A 15189-nucleotide genomic window follows, 5' to 3' on the forward strand; every position below is an offset into this window, starting at 1 on the left:
CTTTTAACTAGTTTTATGTTATTTGTTTTTTACACGTTTAAGTTGATTAATCAATCAAAACTTGATACTATTACTATTACCAATACTATATTATTGATTCCTTAGGATAAAAATGTTTGCTTAGTAGTCTTAAGCTATACAACTAATTTAAAATAAATTTTACCAAAATATAATAATTTATGATAGTTTATTTATTATAATTATACTTTTCAAAGGAGAAATAAACAATGCATGATAACCATATTCATTCAAATTTTTCCGGTGATTCCGATATGGAAGCAAATAGTGCATGCCAAAAAGCTTTGGAAATGGGCTTATCTGGCTTAGTTTTCACTGACCATGTAGATTATGATTATCCGGATTTTGATGAAAGTTTTTTAATAAATTTAGATCAATATTTTAATTATTTTAAACAGCTTCAAAGTAATTGGAAAGATAAACTTGATATTCGAATTGGCATTGAAATGGGCTTTCAACCTCATGTAATAGATGAAATTAACAAAACAATTAATAATTATCCTTTTGACTTTATTATTAACTCCGTTCATATTATTGATCACTTAGATCCATATACAGGACAGTATTTTATAGGAAAAACTCAGAGACAAGCTTATGAAAGGTATTTGCAAGAAATTTTGAGTTCCATAGTTTCATATGATAATTATGATATCATTGGCCATATTGGTTATGTTGCAAGGTATTGCAAAGTTGAAGATAAGCCCCTCAGATATAATGATTATGCTGAGCTTTTAGACCAAATATTAAGAGCAGTAATTGAAAAAGGCAAGGGCATAGAACTAAACACCTCGGGCATAAGATCAGATTTACATTGTTCAATACCAGGTTTAGATACTTTTAAAAGATACTTTGAATTAGGCGGAGAATTAATTACTATCGGCTCAGATGCTCATAGAACAGAACATGTAGGCCATAGCTTTAAAGAAGCTGCTGAATATCTGAAGGAAATAGGCTTTAAGTATGTGGCACATTTTGAAGCTAGAAATCCCATATTTGAAAAGCTGTAATAATGAACATAAAATTTATGGGGTACTGATTTCAGCACCCCAATAATCTACTTCTTAATTAAATCTATGGAACCTAATACTACGTGTGCCAATCCAAATCCTAGTACACCAGCACCAATTGCAACCGTTGTATCTCGCTTAGTCATTCCACGTTTTTTCATGTCATAACCTCGCAAAGCCACACCTGTAGCTGTAACTGCTGTACCTAAAACTGTAGGAATTAGTCCTTCACGCATTAAGACTCCTCCTTTAATTTAGAAATAAGATCTATATTATTGTTTGCAACCACACAAAAAATATGCTTTAAATTACTCAGTCAATAGTACCTCCGCCTACAACAACATCACCATCATAAAAAACTACAGCCTGCCCTGGAGTGATAGCCCTTTGAGGTTCATCAAATACCACTCTTACTTTATCATTATCGAGAACATATATAGTTGCTGGCGCTTCCTTTGATGAGTACCTAATCTTTGCTCCAACTCTCATGCCGTCATATGGTTTTTCTACAGAAATAAAGTTTAGGTCTGATGCAGTAAGTTCACTAGAAAATACTTCTCTATCATCGCCTAATACAACAGTATTGTTTTCAGCATCCAGTGCCACAACAAACATTGGCTTGCCAAAGGCTATTCCAAGGCCTTTTCTCTGTCCAACTGTATAATGAACTATACCCTTATGATCGCCCAAAACATTTCCTTTGGTATCAACAAATTTGCCTGGTATAATCTTTTTATCACAATTCTCACTGAGAAATTTTCCATAGTCATTGTCAGAAATAAAGCAAATCTCCTGACTATCTGGTTTTGTTGCTACAGATAGCCCTATTTCCTTTGCCATATTTCTTATTTCGTCCTTTGAATAGTCTCCAATTGGCATTAAAGTTCTGCTTAGCTGCTCCTGTGTCAAATTGTATAGTGCATAAGTCTGATCTTTTCTGTCAGTAACAGACTTTTTAAGAACATATCTATTAGTTTCCTTATCAAATAAAACCTTCGCATAATGACCAGTAGCAATATAGTCTATACCCATAGAAACTGCTTTATCCAGCATTGCTTGCCACTTAACATGTCTATTACAGGCAATACAAGGATTTGGTGTACGCCCCTTGAAATACTCCTCTTTAAAATAATCTATAACACTTTTATTAAAAATATCCTTAAAATTAAGTACATAATAGGGTATTCCAAGCTTGTTTGCAACTCTGCGTGCATCATCTACTGCTGATAAGGAGCAGCAGCCCCCTTCAGATTTTTGCGTTTCTTCATCCATATCCTGCCATATTTGAAGTGTTACCCCAATAACCTCATAACCCTGCTGCAATAAAATGGCGGCAGCTACAGAACTATCTACGCCGCCGCTCATACCTACCATAACTTTTTTTGAGCCCATTTTAACTTCTCCCAAATCATTAATTCAGAAAGAATATTTCTATTCCTCGTCAAAATCTTCCTCACGTCCATGACTATGCCCACAGCTATTACAACAACCTGTACAATCTACAGTTTCATTTGAAGCTTCACCTATATTTCTCCTATAGTCCTCCAGTGCTGCTGCTATTGCTTCCTCAGCAAGATTTGAACAATGCATTTTTGCTGGTGGCAAACCATCTAATGCTTCTGCAACAGCCTTGTTTGTTATTTTCATAGCTTCCTCAACGGTTTTGCCTTTTACAAGTTCAGTAGCCATACTGCTTGTTGCTACAGCTGCTCCACAGCCAAAAGTCTTGAATTTCGCATCAACTATTATATTATCCTCTATTTTTAAATACATTTTCATAATGTCGCCGCATTTTGCATTTCCAACTTGACCTATGCCGTTTGCATCTTCTATTTCTCCAACATTTCTTGGATTTGTAAAATGATCCATAACCTTTTCACTATACATAATAAAACCTCTTTTCTAAATTATAATTTTACTAAACAAAATTACTTATTGCAGCTTTATACTTTTTGTTTATTTTTAACTGCCTCATAAAGAGGTGACATATCTCTAAGTCTCGAAACAATTTTTGGTATCTCCTCTAATATGAACTCAACATCTTCTTCTGTATTTTCATCACCAAAACTCAATCTTAAGGAGCCATGAGCTATCTCATGGGAAAGTCCAATAGCCAGCAAAACATGGGAAGGATCTAGTGAGCCTGATGAGCAAGCTGAACCACTTGAACCACATATTCCTTTCATATCAAGCATTAGTAATAAGGACTCTCCTTCAATAAACTGGAAGGAAAAATTCACATTACCTGGCAGTCTCTGAGTTCTATGACCATTGAGCTTGATATACGGTACTTTTGCCATAAGACCTTCAATTGTCTTTTCTCTTAAGTCTATAAGTTTTTTATTGTATTTTTCCATATTTTCTGTTGCTAACTCAATTGCTTTACCTAAACCAACAATATTTGGAATATTTTCAGTACTTGCTCTTTTTCCTCTTTCTTGTTGTCCTCCATGAATTAATGATGCAATCTTTACACCTTTTTTAATATATAATGCACCAATTCCTTTAGGTCCATAGAATTTATGGCCAGATAATGATAATAAGTCTACATTCAGTTTTTCAACATCAATTGGAATATTTCCTACTGCCTGTACTGCATCAGTATGGAATAAAACACCCTTTTCACGTGCAATTGCTCCTATTTCCTGAATTGGCTGAATAGTACCAATCTCGTTATTAGCGAACATAATGCTGATAAGAATAGTGCTATCCTTTATTGAATTTCTCACATCTTCCAAAGATACAAGACCATCTTCATCAACTGGAAGATATGTAATCTCAAACCCTTCACCTTCAAGGTACTTACAAGTATTAAGAATAGCAGGATGCTCGATTACTGATGTTATAATATGATTACCCTTTTTCTTATAAGCTGCAGCAATACCTTTTAATGCCCAGTTATCTGCTTCACTTCCCGAACCTGTAAAATAAATTTCCCGTGGCTGAGCACCTATTGCTTTCGCAACCTTTTCACGTGCTTCTTCAACTGCCTTCTTGCTTTCACGGCCAATGCTATATATTGATGAAGCATTGCCGAAATATTCGCAAAAATATGGCTTCATAGCGTCAAATACTTCAGGTTTTACATATGTGGTTGCAGCATGATCTAAGTAAATTGTTTTATTTCCCATTACAAACACTCCCTTTTTTAATAGCAATGTTGTCTAGCAACTTGCCCATTTAAGTAATTACTTTAGTTGTACTAATAATGTTCTGTAGTTTTTTAATACATATTTTTTAATACATATTTTCTTCTACACTTTTAAACATATTATGTATTCTAAAAACTGGAATAAGTTTCAATGCTTTCATATGATTATGAAATCAATTCTAACTCTATCCTAGTTCTTGTACTCCCAAACTTTACATATATGAAAAATAAACTTATAAATTTTTATCATATAATAATATACCCTTTTAGGTTCACAAGAATCAAGCTACTTAGAAACTTTTTTTGTCTTAATTTCATAATCTTTCACAAGATCACTGATTTTTATTGAATCTACCACCTCATTAACCTTGTCACGTAATTTTGCCCAAACTGGAGCAGTTACGCATGTTTCAGATTTCTCACATTCAGTGGGATATTCAAAATCCATACATTCTACAGGACAAAGTGCTCCTTCAAGTGATCTTAAAACATCTCCAACAGTTATCCTGTCAGCAGGTCTTGCAAGCATATAACCGCCCTGAGCACCCCTGACACTTTTAATTATTGCAGACTTTTTCAATGAAGCGAAAAGCTGCTCAAGATAATTTTCTGAAATACCTTGTCTTTGAGCAATACTCTTTATGGATATCATTCCATTATCCTGATTTATAGCTAAGTCTACAACGGCTTTAAGGCCGTATCTTCCTTTTGTTGATACCTTCAATTTAATCACCTTAATTCCAATCAATTTACTACGATTTGATAGTAACATACTTTCTTTATTATTGCAAGTACTAATAAATATAAACTATTTAAATTCCAATGAAATTCCAGAAGGCTTGTAATTATTCAACCTGTTATATTAGCTTAGTCTATGAATTTTTAATTTATTAATTATATTGTATTGTCAAAGGCTTATTTGAGTAACTAAAGTTTGAGTGAGTCTCTTAATAGATATTATTTAGTAAATAGTACTCTCGTGCAACATAATCTATGGCTCGCTCCCGAAATTAACACTAAAATAATTGCAGTGAAAAAAAGCATATACGCCGACCGTATAACCAAGGCACCCTGTCATTGGTCGATTATAGAAAAAAATAAGGAGAAGAATTAAAAACACAAATAACCAAGAAATCCTATCTTTGGTCAATGCTCGCAGCTACTTACTTTCGCTGTGCCGGATACAATACTCATTCTTCGCCCATTATTTCTAGCTTCAATTTCTAACCCAGCTTCGCAATTATATTTTTATGCTTAGTATAGTACTATTTCTTAATAAGACATCTTCTTAATAAGACATCGATATACAGAAAATGTTGTTTTGACAACTCCTTCAGCAAAAATTAAAGCTTGCCAACCAACTTTAATCATGCATAAATGCTGATTTTACGGTTTTATTAACACAGATATTTTTATACTGCGTTTGCAAGCTTTATTCACAAAGCTAATTCATCCAATTATTTATATCCAATTTCCATTGATATGTGTAATCACCTATAACTCTAATTTAGAAGAAAGTCATATAAATGAACTATAACACCTAGTTCTAAGCATATAATCTATTTCATCAATACTTTTTCCATTTGAACAGACTATAAAAACGCCATAGCTAGAACTGTTATTTACCCCCATAGTTGCACTAGTATTTTCTTCAGTAATGGCTGAAAAATCAAATTTATTTCCTTCATAAACCACTGCATCTATAGGTTTTGAATAAGTGTATAAATCAACAACTGTATATCCTCTTTGCTTTAGCTGGTCAGCAATACCTGAGCGCATTGATTGAACTGCAACAATCATATTTGCCACCTCTATCTTTAAAATATCAATAATGGGATATTATTTCAAAAAGGAACAAATATTATTCTTTAAATTCAATCAAATATAGCTTTTTAATGGGCTTAACCTATTAGCTGACCATATGCAGCATTTGCTACTTTGCTTTCTGTACCAACTAATGATTCTTTTTAATAAATCTTGCAATGTTGTAAGCCATTTGGTCTACTACAAATCCAACGATATCAATCTGAATCAATCTGAATTAATCTTATTTATGCAATTTAGCTTAAGAAAATTAAACTTTATTTTTTAAACTTTATCTTTTTCAGCCTCATTACTTTTGCTGTTATATGGTTTATTAGTAAATATAAACAAAACAATAGCTAATATATAAACCATAACACTTGGTCCTATTAAGAATTTAAATGTAAATATATTCACAAGCAAAAATATAAATCCAACTAACAAAATCCATGCTAAAACTCTTTTCATAAAACGCTTCCTCCCGTGCCCAATTGTGAGCATAAAATATTAAAATTCTTATCTGTTAAGCCTCTCTCCATTTTTCCAACCAAGCCTTAATCTTTGCTTCATACCCATTTTCAGTAGGATGGTAATATAGCGTACCCAACATTTCTTCTGGGAAATACTCCTGCTTTACAAGGTTATTTTCGTAATCATGAGCATATTTATAGCCCTTTCCATAACCAAGCTGCTCCATTCCCTTTGCAGGGGCGTTTCGAAGATGCATTGGAACGCTTCCCGTATTTTTTGTCTCAACATCTGCTAAAGCTTTGTTTATAGCCATGTACGCAGAATTTGATTTTGGACTGCATGCAACTGTAACTGCTGCATGTGCCAATATAATCCTGCTCTCTGGCATTCCAATCATTTTTACAGCCTGTGCCGCAGCAACTGCAACTTGTAAAGCAGTGGGATTAGCCATACCCACATCCTCTGAAGCACATATTATTATTCTTCTTGCCAAAAATTCTACGTCTTCTCCTGCATATAAGGCTCTTGCCAAATAAAATACAGCAGCATCGGGATTACTACCCCTCATTGATTTAATAAACGCACTTATATTATCATAATGCTCCTCACCATTTTTATCAAATCGAATGGCCTTTTTTTGAACACATTCCTCAATTGTATGAAGATTGATGTCTATAATACCATTTTCATTAAGTTCAGAGGTAAGTACAGCCAGTTCAATAGAATTAAGTGCTGTTCTGGCATCTCCAGAGCAAACCTCGCATAGATAATCAATGGCATCTTCAGATATATTGATATTGTATGTTCCTAGCCCTCGCTCTTTGTCATTTATCGCTGTAATTATAAGCTTTTTGATATCTTCATGCTCAAGGGGCTTTAGCATGAACACAGTAGACCTTGATATTAGGGCTTTATTCACCTCAAAAAAAGGATTTTCTGTAGTGGCTCCTATCAAAACAATTGAGCCATCCTCCACATAGGGTAAAAGCGCATCCTGCTGAGACTTGTTGAAGCGATGAATTTCATCAATAAATAGCACAGTCCTGCCTTTTGGATTTAGCATAGTATTTTTTGTATCTGCCGCTATCCTTTTTATATCTGCAACTCCAGAAGTAACTGCATTTAGCTTTTCAAAGCTGGACTCAGTAGTATTTGCAATTATTCTTGCAAGAGAGGTTTTACCCGTGCCCGGCGGTCCATATAAAATAATAGACGTTATTCTATCTGCTTTAATCATTCTGTACAGCATTTTATCTTTGCCAATTATATGTTTCTGTCCTACAAACTCTTCAATTGTCCTTGGTGACATTCTATATGCCAATGGTTGTATTTTTTCTCTCATCTCATTTCCCTTTCGATATGAAATTTTGATTTAATCATAAAGAAGGCATCCCTCTGTAAACCAGAGTTTATTTATTAAACTTAAAGGATTTCCATATATCATTAATTTCAGCAACTGCCTTGTCTGTAGCATTCAAGTCATACATTTCACTTATAAAGCATACGTGAAATTATCCTTGTCAAACACCTTATCTTCCTCACTACTAGAACCTCATATGCAAAAGCCGATTAATATATTTTATCATCAATGCATCATCAATACAATTGCATAAAACACTCAGTAATTGCAAAAAAATCCCCCTAATAATAATTATTTATATAATCATTAAGTGGATTTTTATACTTATTAGCCCAACTTTCCTAACTAAAATTCCAACTAAATTATTGATGTTCACCCTTATCAATGATAGGCTTTTACGAAGTTAGGCCTTTCAAGAGGGAAAGTTGAGTTTCTGATATAAATGTAATATTTATTACTATACTTTAAATTTAGTAACTGCTGAATTCAAATCTTCTGACAGTTCTTTTAATTCTTTTGCTTGAATTGCTAGTTCTTCAGCCGCTGCAATTTCCTCTTCTGTGCTAGCATATATCTCCTCTGTAGTTGCAGCTGATTGCTGTGCTACTGCTGAAATACTCTCAATTAATTCTAATACATTGCTCTTTGCTTGCATAATAGTTTCTACCGATTGCTCTGTTTTTTCAATACTAGATAGCACCTCTCCCATTGAACTAAATACTGTACCAAACAAGCTTTCTGTATCCTTAACGGCATTTATCTGCTCATTTACTACTTCATTAGATTTTAGCACCTCTTTTACAGTATCATTTGTTTTGTTTTCTATTGACGTAATAATGTCATTGATAATCATATTAAATTCTTTAGATTTTTCTGCCAGCTTGCTAACCTCACTAGCTACTACTGCAAAACCTCTTCCGGCATCACCCGCACGAGAAGCTTCAATAGATGCATTTAATGCTAGTAAATTAGTCTGTTCAGAAATTGAACTCTGTAGCTTGACAATTTTCTGAATTTCACTCATGCTATTACTCAATTCATTTATATTTGCATGTACTTTATTAGTAGTATCACTTACTAGAATCGACTTATCATTGAGTTTGTTTATTGTACTGTATGCAGTTGCATTTAATCCGTTTATCTTGTTTGCTATAGTTATTACTTGAGTTACGTTCTCATCAACAGTTGCAATTCCTTCAGAAAGATTGTTCATGACAATAACACTATCACTTATATGGGAAGCTTGATTTGCCGATCCTTTTGCTATTTCGCCAATTGTCTGTGCTATTTGCCCTGATATATTGTACGTAGATTCAGAAGCTGTAGTTATCTTGCCTGCCGAAGAAAAGACATGTTGTGATGAGTCCTTAACCTTTGAAATAAGTGAATTTATATTTAATAGCATTTCATTATAGCTGTTGCAAACATCAGTTATCTCATCAGATCCATTGTCTATTACCTGATCCGTTAAATCTCCGCTCTTTGCCTTTTCCATAGTTGATACAAACCTGCCTAAAGGTATTGAAACACTTCTTGCAATAAAGATACACAACACAAACGCAACTACAACACAAATTAATCCAATAATAGCAATTCTATTTCCTAAATTCTTAGAAGAACTATTTAGATAATTGTATGGTATTACTGATACAATATACCAATCCTTATTGTCACTTAGTTTAGCAAATGTTACAAGGCTATCAGCACCATCTATATTAATATCAAGGTTAGCAGATTTTGCTTCAGGATTTGCTTTATTATAGCTTTCAATTTCACTTGCTATATGCAAACCATTTAATTGAGAAATCGCTGTATATAAGACATATAAAGCTTTAGTAAAATATGGTAATCTATTTACTGAAATGATATTCGTTAAATTACTACTTGTAAAAATGAATATATACTCGATAAAAAAAATGGGAATTATATGAGGCTATTTAAAATAAAATTGCAGAAATCACAAAATATTAATCCAAATTAAAATATCAGTTTACATTGCTTCATCAACTATTGGCACAGAACCCAAATTTCAGATTAAAGTTCTACCCCAACCATTGACACAGAACATAAAATTCAGATTAAAGTTCTACTCCAACTATTGACATAGAACCAAATAAAAACCGACCTCTATTGGTTAGATTTTAGTTCTAACCCTTTGAGGCCGGTATTTCGTTAATGAAGTGTTTAAATAATATTAAAATGTGTTTTATTAAATTTTAAATCTTTTCAATTTTAAATCTTTTCAATTTTAAATCTTTTCAATTTTAAATCTTTTCAATTTTAAATCTTTTCAATTTTAAATCTTTTCAATTTTAAATCTTTTCAATTTAAATCTTTTCAATTTTAAATCATCGATCGATTATTAATTTATTCAATTCTAAATTTGGATATTTCCTTATTGAGAGTTTCCGAAAGCCTTTCTAAATCTTTTGCTTGGTAAGATAATTCTTGGGCTGCAGATATTTGTTCTTGTGTACTAGCAGAAATCTGCTCTGTTGCAGCAGCTGATTCCTGCGCAACTGCAGATATATTTCCTATTGATTCTAATACACTATTTTTTGACATCATAATATTTTCAACTGATTTTTCAGTTAATTCAATATTTGTTAATACATCCTTCATAGAACCAAATACTGTCTCAAACAAATTCTCTGTTCCCTTAACAGAATTTATCTGCTCATTAACTACATCATTAGACTTGAGCACCTCATTAACAGTATCTTTAGTTTTCTTCCCTATAGAAGAAATTATATTATTTATTAAACTGTTAAATTCTTTTGATTTTTCTGCTAATTTGCTAACCTCACTAGCAACTACTGCAAAGCCTCTTCCGGCATCACCCGCACGAGCAGCTTCAATAGCAGCATTTAATGACAAAAGATTTGTTTGTTCAGAAATAGTATTCTGCATTTTAAGTATCTTTTGTATTTCTTTCATACTATTACTAAGTTCATTTATGTTTGTATAAACTTTATTTGTTGTTTCACTCACTTGAGCTGATTTAGTATTAAGTTCACTAATAGTTGAAGCTGCAACTTCATTTAACCCGCTTATCTTGTTTGCTATTTCTATTACTTTTGTTACATTTTCTTCAACCAAAGTAATACCCTCAGATAATTTACTTATGTCTGTAACACTTTCATTTATCTCCATCGCTTGGTCTGAAGCACCCATAGCCACTTCAGCTACAGACTGAGCAACCTGTTCAGAAACAGAATATGTTGATTCTGAAGCCAACGTTATCTTGTTTGCAGAATCAAATACATGTTTTGAGGCATCTCTCACCTTATTTATAAGGGAACATATATTTGAAAGCATATCATTATAGTTATTGCACACATCGGCAATTTCATCTTTCCCATTATCCGCTACATGTTCTGTTAAATCTCCATCCTTTACTTTTTTCATAGCTGAAACAAGAATATATAGTGGTTTTGATACACTTCTAGCAATTAATATGCATAGTAAAAACGCAAATAAAATACAAATACTTCCAATCAAGATAATATTCGTCCTTAACTCATTAGCATCACTATTTAAATAGTTATAAGGAATCACAGAAACAACATACCAATTTTTCTTACCAATTCTTGAATATGTAACTAAGCTGTTAACCCCATCAACATTAATATCAATATTGCCAGATTTATAGCTTTTTTGTAAGTTTTCAATTTCTAATTTTTGTGAATCAGTAAGAGGCTTTGTTTTTGACAAATCTTTAAGTATTTCTATTTGTTTAGTATCATCTTCTATTGCCTTTTTAATTTCACTGGTTATAAGTTTTGAATTGTCATTTGACGAATCAATAGTATAGCTTTCAGCATTTCTAGTTGCTAATATTCTGCCCTCATCATCAACTACAAATATAGGAAAAACTGTATCTGATGCTAAGTCTTTGCCAATATCTAATTTTTCAAATCCACTGGCAAGATAGTTGGGTTTTGGAATTACTACCATTTTGGCAATAACTCCTCCACTGTTAACACCCTTTATGTTCTGTGTAATACCATAATAACTCTTCTGCTTATTTGACTCTACAAAATTTACATCCCACCATGTCAACTGCTTAAAATCTGCGCCTGCTATTTTTTGAGCATCTAACTCAGCTTGTCCTCGGTTAAAGTTTTGTACTTGTGAAAAATCCTCACCATGTAATATAGCACAATACTCTACATCATAGTCAGCTACAAACTTAGTCATTAAATATTCCATAATACTTTTAACTTGATCATATTTATCAAAAGCATTACCTTCATTATACTTTATTATAGCATTTTGAATATTTCTATCTAAACCTACATCATTAATGTACGCTTCCATTCTTTCTATTTTGCCATCTAATATGACACTAGTTTGTTCCATTACCTGTAATGAATACCTTTTCACTTTATCATCAATAGTTTGCGTTGATGAATTATATGAAAAAATGCCAGTGATTAAAATTACAGCAACCAATAGTAGTACAAAGGACGCAATTAATCTAGTCTTGATTTTAAATCTTCTTAGAAATATGAATTTACTAGAGATTTTTGGAGGTTTACTAATATTTTTGTCTGCACTAGTTTTTCTCTTCTTAGAAAACTTGCTTGCTATAGAAAAAAACAATGCTGATATTTTAGATTTCATTAGTTTAAATTTCATTTTATATGTACTCATAATTCTCCTTTATATATGATTAGACATATATAATAACTTCATTTTTCTTCCATCTCAAAGATAGTTTGTAAATTTATTACATTATTGTATTATGTGTCTATAAATTAATATTACGTTACTATATGTTTCATTTCAAGTCTTATTTTTACAATTATTAAAAATATTTTGTCATATTTAGCACAAATCTTTTATTTATCTCATTTTATGGTAAATAGCATAACAAAAGCACGTGAAAGAAAAATTATCTCTCTCGTGCTTCCTATTTATATTTATAACGTGTTTTACTAAATATTTATGAACCTTGAAACCAAATTAAAAGTGCCCTTACTGGTACTTCTATGCAAACCTATCTTTTTGACTACTCCAAGATATTTATTGAATTTGTATGGTTCATTCCCTGTGTCGGCTGCAATACGTGTTTTCATCTTCTATTTCTAGCATCAATTTTATACTGAGATTCGCAATTAGATATATATTGCTACTTAGTACTATTTCTTGCCTGCAAATTCCACTCTCTCTATAGGCACATAACATAGCTTGTTATTAATTCTTTTACTCTCCATAAGTGAAATAGCATTTACCCAAATGGAAGTTTCATTTAGCTTTATTTCATTTGCCAACTGGTCAAATGCTTCTATTCTAACTTCTCTAGCTAAAGTGATATGTGGATTGTAGCCTCGCTCTTCTTTATTGTATCCAACTTTAAATAAATTAGTTTCAAGTTTATTATGCAAGGCTTGCAGTTGTTGACTTCTTTGCAGACCAACCCATAATATTTTCTTATTTCCTCTATCAAATTTGCCTATTTTACTTAGTCTCAGTTCAAATCCTGGCTTACAAGCACCACCGCTGGATATTGACGTGCTCTCATGAATCTCCTCACCTTCAAAAAGCTTAGCCCCTCTTTGGGAAATTCCATCATCAGTGTTTACAGCAGAAAAAGTATCTATGTGTTTTTCCTTATTATTAAGAAGGTATCTTGCGCCAGACTTTTCTGTTGAACTTTCTAAGCTAGTAGCAGTAGCTTTCATTGCAGATTTTAAAAGTTCTGCTTGTTGTTGACTTTGCTCTCCAATAAAACGTAATGTTAAGTGAAAATTATCTTTTGAGGTAAAATTTCCTCCTATGCAATATTGCCTGACCTGTTTTTGAATACTAAATAAATAATCCTTTAGTTCTTCATTAAACTCAATAGCAAAAAATAATCTCATTTCTTTTCCTTTCATAAAGACATTACTAAAAACTCAGACCATATTCTTTCGACCTTCAGCTGCTTTATTTTAAATATTTATAGTCCAAGCTTCAATAAGCTAATCGCAAATTCCACTAACCACCATATCTGCTCCAACATCCGCAATTGGTATTACTGCCGTACCGTTGCTGTCTAAGGCAATAATTGTCTTATCACCGTTTCCAATTGTTATTGAAATATTTTTAGGAATCTTATAGCCTTTGTCTGGCGTAACTTTAAAATGCACTTCACCTTCAAAAACACTATGAGTCAGCTTACCATTTGAAATAGAGGCTTTAATACTGTATGGAAGAGTGTTATTCTGCATAACGGACGCAATTACAGTATAAATTACTTCATGCCCTTTTGCAGTAGGATGGGGATCAAAGGTTTTTCCAGTATCGGCATTTACAAGTATAGTTCCCTTCCTAGCTTTGGCAAAAGCCGAATACACATCAGCCACTAGATAATTTTTCCCATTTTCAGAGTCACTTATTATCTTTGCGTTTATTGTTTCTATGGCTTCATTACAAAAGCTGGCAAATTGAATATCATATGGATTATAGATTGTGTTTACTACAATTTGAGCACCAGGATTTAACTCCTTTATTTCTCTTATTATACTAGCAAAGTTTCCTTCCTCATTATTTGCTTTATCCCCAGTAAATGTTCTGGTAGCTTTTATTACGTTATTTTTTAAGGTTTCCTTTGCACTTTTATTGAAAATAAGGTCCATTGTTACCTTGAGAATATCCTGCTTATTGGCATTAAAAAGATTCTTGTCTTTTCCAAGCTTGTCATTTAAGACCTCTGCCAACGCCATAAACACATCATTTCCACCTATAGAAATTGTTATAACGCCGGCTTTCTCTATTTGGGCTATTATCTCCTTCTCATCTGCTGTTGAAGGCTTAGTTATTGCTTTTAATAGCCTTGTGGAATCTATTCCATCTACCCCTAAATTCACTGCTTCTTTCCCTATTTTTTTACTTAATTTGGTAACAAAACTCTTTTCACTAGTTTTATTCTTTACATCGTTACTATTGTAGTTCTCCAAACCATATCCCGTTGTAATAGAATCTCCTAACGCAACATACTTAGTACTTTGATTCATAATACTCATTGGGATATATGTAGTGATAACCTCTTCTACTAAATTGCTAGGAGCATAGGCAGGTAAGGACGCTCCAAATAACGATGCAGCACTAAGTACGATTGAAAGCATTTCTTTCAATTTCTTCATATAATCAGCTCCAAATTTTTCAAAATATATACTGAGTATTTATACCTATAATTCATTATATATTTTTCAATTTGGTTATTCAAATTAAGAAAATGTAACAGAGGGCTGTGGCGGGTGTTATCTGGGCAGTAATATTTGGTAATCAAGTGACATTCGCATATGGTATACTCTCAAACTATATATACATTCTTTAATGGTAAATTTTCCAACAGTAGATTTATCCAAAAGTGAGTAATTTAAATAATCTGT

General features: G+C 32.5%; 13 protein-coding genes. 1 reads left to right on the forward strand and 12 read right to left on the reverse strand.

Going from position 1 to position 15189, the window contains the following annotated elements; translation table 11 throughout:
* Window positions 1-227: 227 nt before the first annotated feature.
* Window positions 228-1025: a histidinol-phosphatase HisJ family protein gene (locus EHE19_RS11410; RefSeq protein WP_137695821.1), complete on the forward strand. Its 798-nt coding sequence runs from the start codon at window positions 228-230 to the stop codon at window positions 1023-1025.
* 47 nt (window positions 1026-1072) lie between these two features.
* Here the strand turns inward: EHE19_RS11410 and EHE19_RS11415 are convergent, their stop codons facing one another.
* The 12 genes from EHE19_RS11415 to EHE19_RS11470 all read right to left on the reverse strand — a co-directional run bounded on the left by EHE19_RS11415 (window position 1073) and on the right by EHE19_RS11470 (window position 14940).
* Window positions 1073-1261, reverse strand: coding sequence for an asparagine synthase (locus EHE19_RS11415; RefSeq protein WP_137695820.1), 189 nt, complete (start codon window positions 1259-1261; stop codon window positions 1073-1075).
* 76 nt (window positions 1262-1337) lie between these two features.
* The gene (gene mnmA, locus EHE19_RS11420) at window positions 1338-2417 is read right to left on the reverse strand and encodes a tRNA 2-thiouridine(34) synthase MnmA (RefSeq protein WP_137695819.1); all 1080 of its coding nucleotides are present in this window, start codon (window positions 2415-2417) and stop codon (window positions 1338-1340) included.
* 39 nt (window positions 2418-2456) lie between these two features.
* Window positions 2457-2915 carry a Fe-S cluster assembly scaffold protein NifU gene (nifU, locus tag EHE19_RS11425; protein ID WP_483314004.1) on the reverse strand — a complete coding sequence of 153 codons (459 nt, stop codon included), beginning with the start codon at window positions 2913-2915 and terminating at the stop codon, window positions 2457-2459.
* Between the two features lie 53 nt (window positions 2916-2968).
* Window positions 2969-4156, reverse strand: coding sequence for a cysteine desulfurase NifS (nifS, locus tag EHE19_RS11430; protein WP_137695817.1), 1188 nt, complete (start codon window positions 4154-4156; stop codon window positions 2969-2971).
* Between the two features lie 306 nt (window positions 4157-4462).
* Window positions 4463-4900 (reverse strand): RrF2 family transcriptional regulator, encoded by a 438-nt coding sequence (locus EHE19_RS11435; RefSeq protein ID WP_137695816.1) that lies wholly within the window; start codon window positions 4898-4900, stop codon window positions 4463-4465.
* Window positions 4901-5694: 794 nt separating this feature from the next.
* Entirely contained in the window at window positions 5695-5976 is a 282-nt protein-coding gene (locus EHE19_RS11440) for a YkuS family protein (RefSeq protein ID WP_137695815.1), read from the reverse strand.
* 288 nt (window positions 5977-6264) lie between these two features.
* Window positions 6265-6447 carry a hypothetical protein gene (locus EHE19_RS11445; protein ID WP_137695814.1) on the reverse strand — a complete coding sequence of 61 codons (183 nt, stop codon included), beginning with the start codon at window positions 6445-6447 and terminating at the stop codon, window positions 6265-6267.
* Window positions 6448-6502: 55 nt separating this feature from the next.
* The gene (locus tag EHE19_RS11450; protein WP_137695813.1) at window positions 6503-7792 is read right to left on the reverse strand and encodes a replication-associated recombination protein A; all 1290 of its coding nucleotides are present in this window, start codon (window positions 7790-7792) and stop codon (window positions 6503-6505) included.
* A gap of 475 nt (window positions 7793-8267) precedes the next feature.
* Complete coding sequence (locus EHE19_RS11455; RefSeq protein WP_137695812.1) at window positions 8268-9599, reverse strand: methyl-accepting chemotaxis protein; 1332 nt, start codon at window positions 9597-9599, stop codon at window positions 8268-8270.
* Between the two features lie 578 nt (window positions 9600-10177).
* Window positions 10178-12451, reverse strand: a complete 2274-nt coding sequence (locus EHE19_RS11460) for a methyl-accepting chemotaxis protein (RefSeq protein ID WP_137696637.1) — start codon at window positions 12449-12451, stop codon at window positions 10178-10180.
* A 503-nt stretch (window positions 12452-12954) separates the two neighbouring features.
* Entirely contained in the window at window positions 12955-13677 is a 723-nt protein-coding gene (thpR, locus tag EHE19_RS11465) for an RNA 2',3'-cyclic phosphodiesterase (RefSeq protein ID WP_137695811.1), read from the reverse strand.
* A gap of 99 nt (window positions 13678-13776) precedes the next feature.
* Window positions 13777-14940, reverse strand: coding sequence for a GDSL-type esterase/lipase family protein (locus EHE19_RS11470; protein WP_137695810.1), 1164 nt, complete (start codon window positions 14938-14940; stop codon window positions 13777-13779).
* Window positions 14941-15189: the final 249 nt, after the last annotated feature.

This window comes from Ruminiclostridium herbifermentans (assembly GCF_005473905.2).
GTDB classification, from domain to species: Bacteria; Bacillota; Clostridia; order Acetivibrionales; family DSM-1351; genus Ruminiclostridium; species Ruminiclostridium herbifermentans.

What these genes read in the sequence shown, in the direction of transcription:
- EHE19_RS11410 (WP_137695821.1), top strand. Translation starts at nt 228, where the DNA reads ATGCATGATAACCATATTCATTCAAATTTTTCCGGTGATTCCGATATG.
- EHE19_RS11415 (WP_137695820.1), bottom strand. Translation starts at nt 1,261, where the DNA reads ATGCGTGAAGGACTAATTCCTACAGTTTTAGGTACAGCAGTTACAGCT.
- mnmA (WP_137695819.1), bottom strand. Translation starts at nt 2,417, where the DNA reads ATGGGCTCAAAAAAAGTTATGGTAGGTATGAGCGGCGGCGTAGATAGT.
- nifS (WP_137695817.1), bottom strand. Translation starts at nt 4,156, where the DNA reads ATGGGAAATAAAACAATTTACTTAGATCATGCTGCAACCACATATGTA.
- EHE19_RS11440 (WP_137695815.1), bottom strand. Translation starts at nt 5,976, where the DNA reads ATGATTGTTGCAGTTCAATCAATGCGCTCAGGTATTGCTGACCAGCTA.
- EHE19_RS11445 (WP_137695814.1), bottom strand. Translation starts at nt 6,447, where the DNA reads ATGAAAAGAGTTTTAGCATGGATTTTGTTAGTTGGATTTATATTTTTG.
- EHE19_RS11450 (WP_137695813.1), bottom strand. Translation starts at nt 7,792, where the DNA reads ATGAGAGAAAAAATACAACCATTGGCATATAGAATGTCACCAAGGACA.
- EHE19_RS11460 (WP_137696637.1), bottom strand. Translation starts at nt 12,451, where the DNA reads ATGAAATTTAAACTAATGAAATCTAAAATATCAGCATTGTTTTTTTCT.
- thpR (WP_137695811.1), bottom strand. Translation starts at nt 13,677, where the DNA reads ATGAGATTATTTTTTGCTATTGAGTTTAATGAAGAACTAAAGGATTAT.
- EHE19_RS11470 (WP_137695810.1), bottom strand. Translation starts at nt 14,940, where the DNA reads ATGAAGAAATTGAAAGAAATGCTTTCAATCGTACTTAGTGCTGCATCG.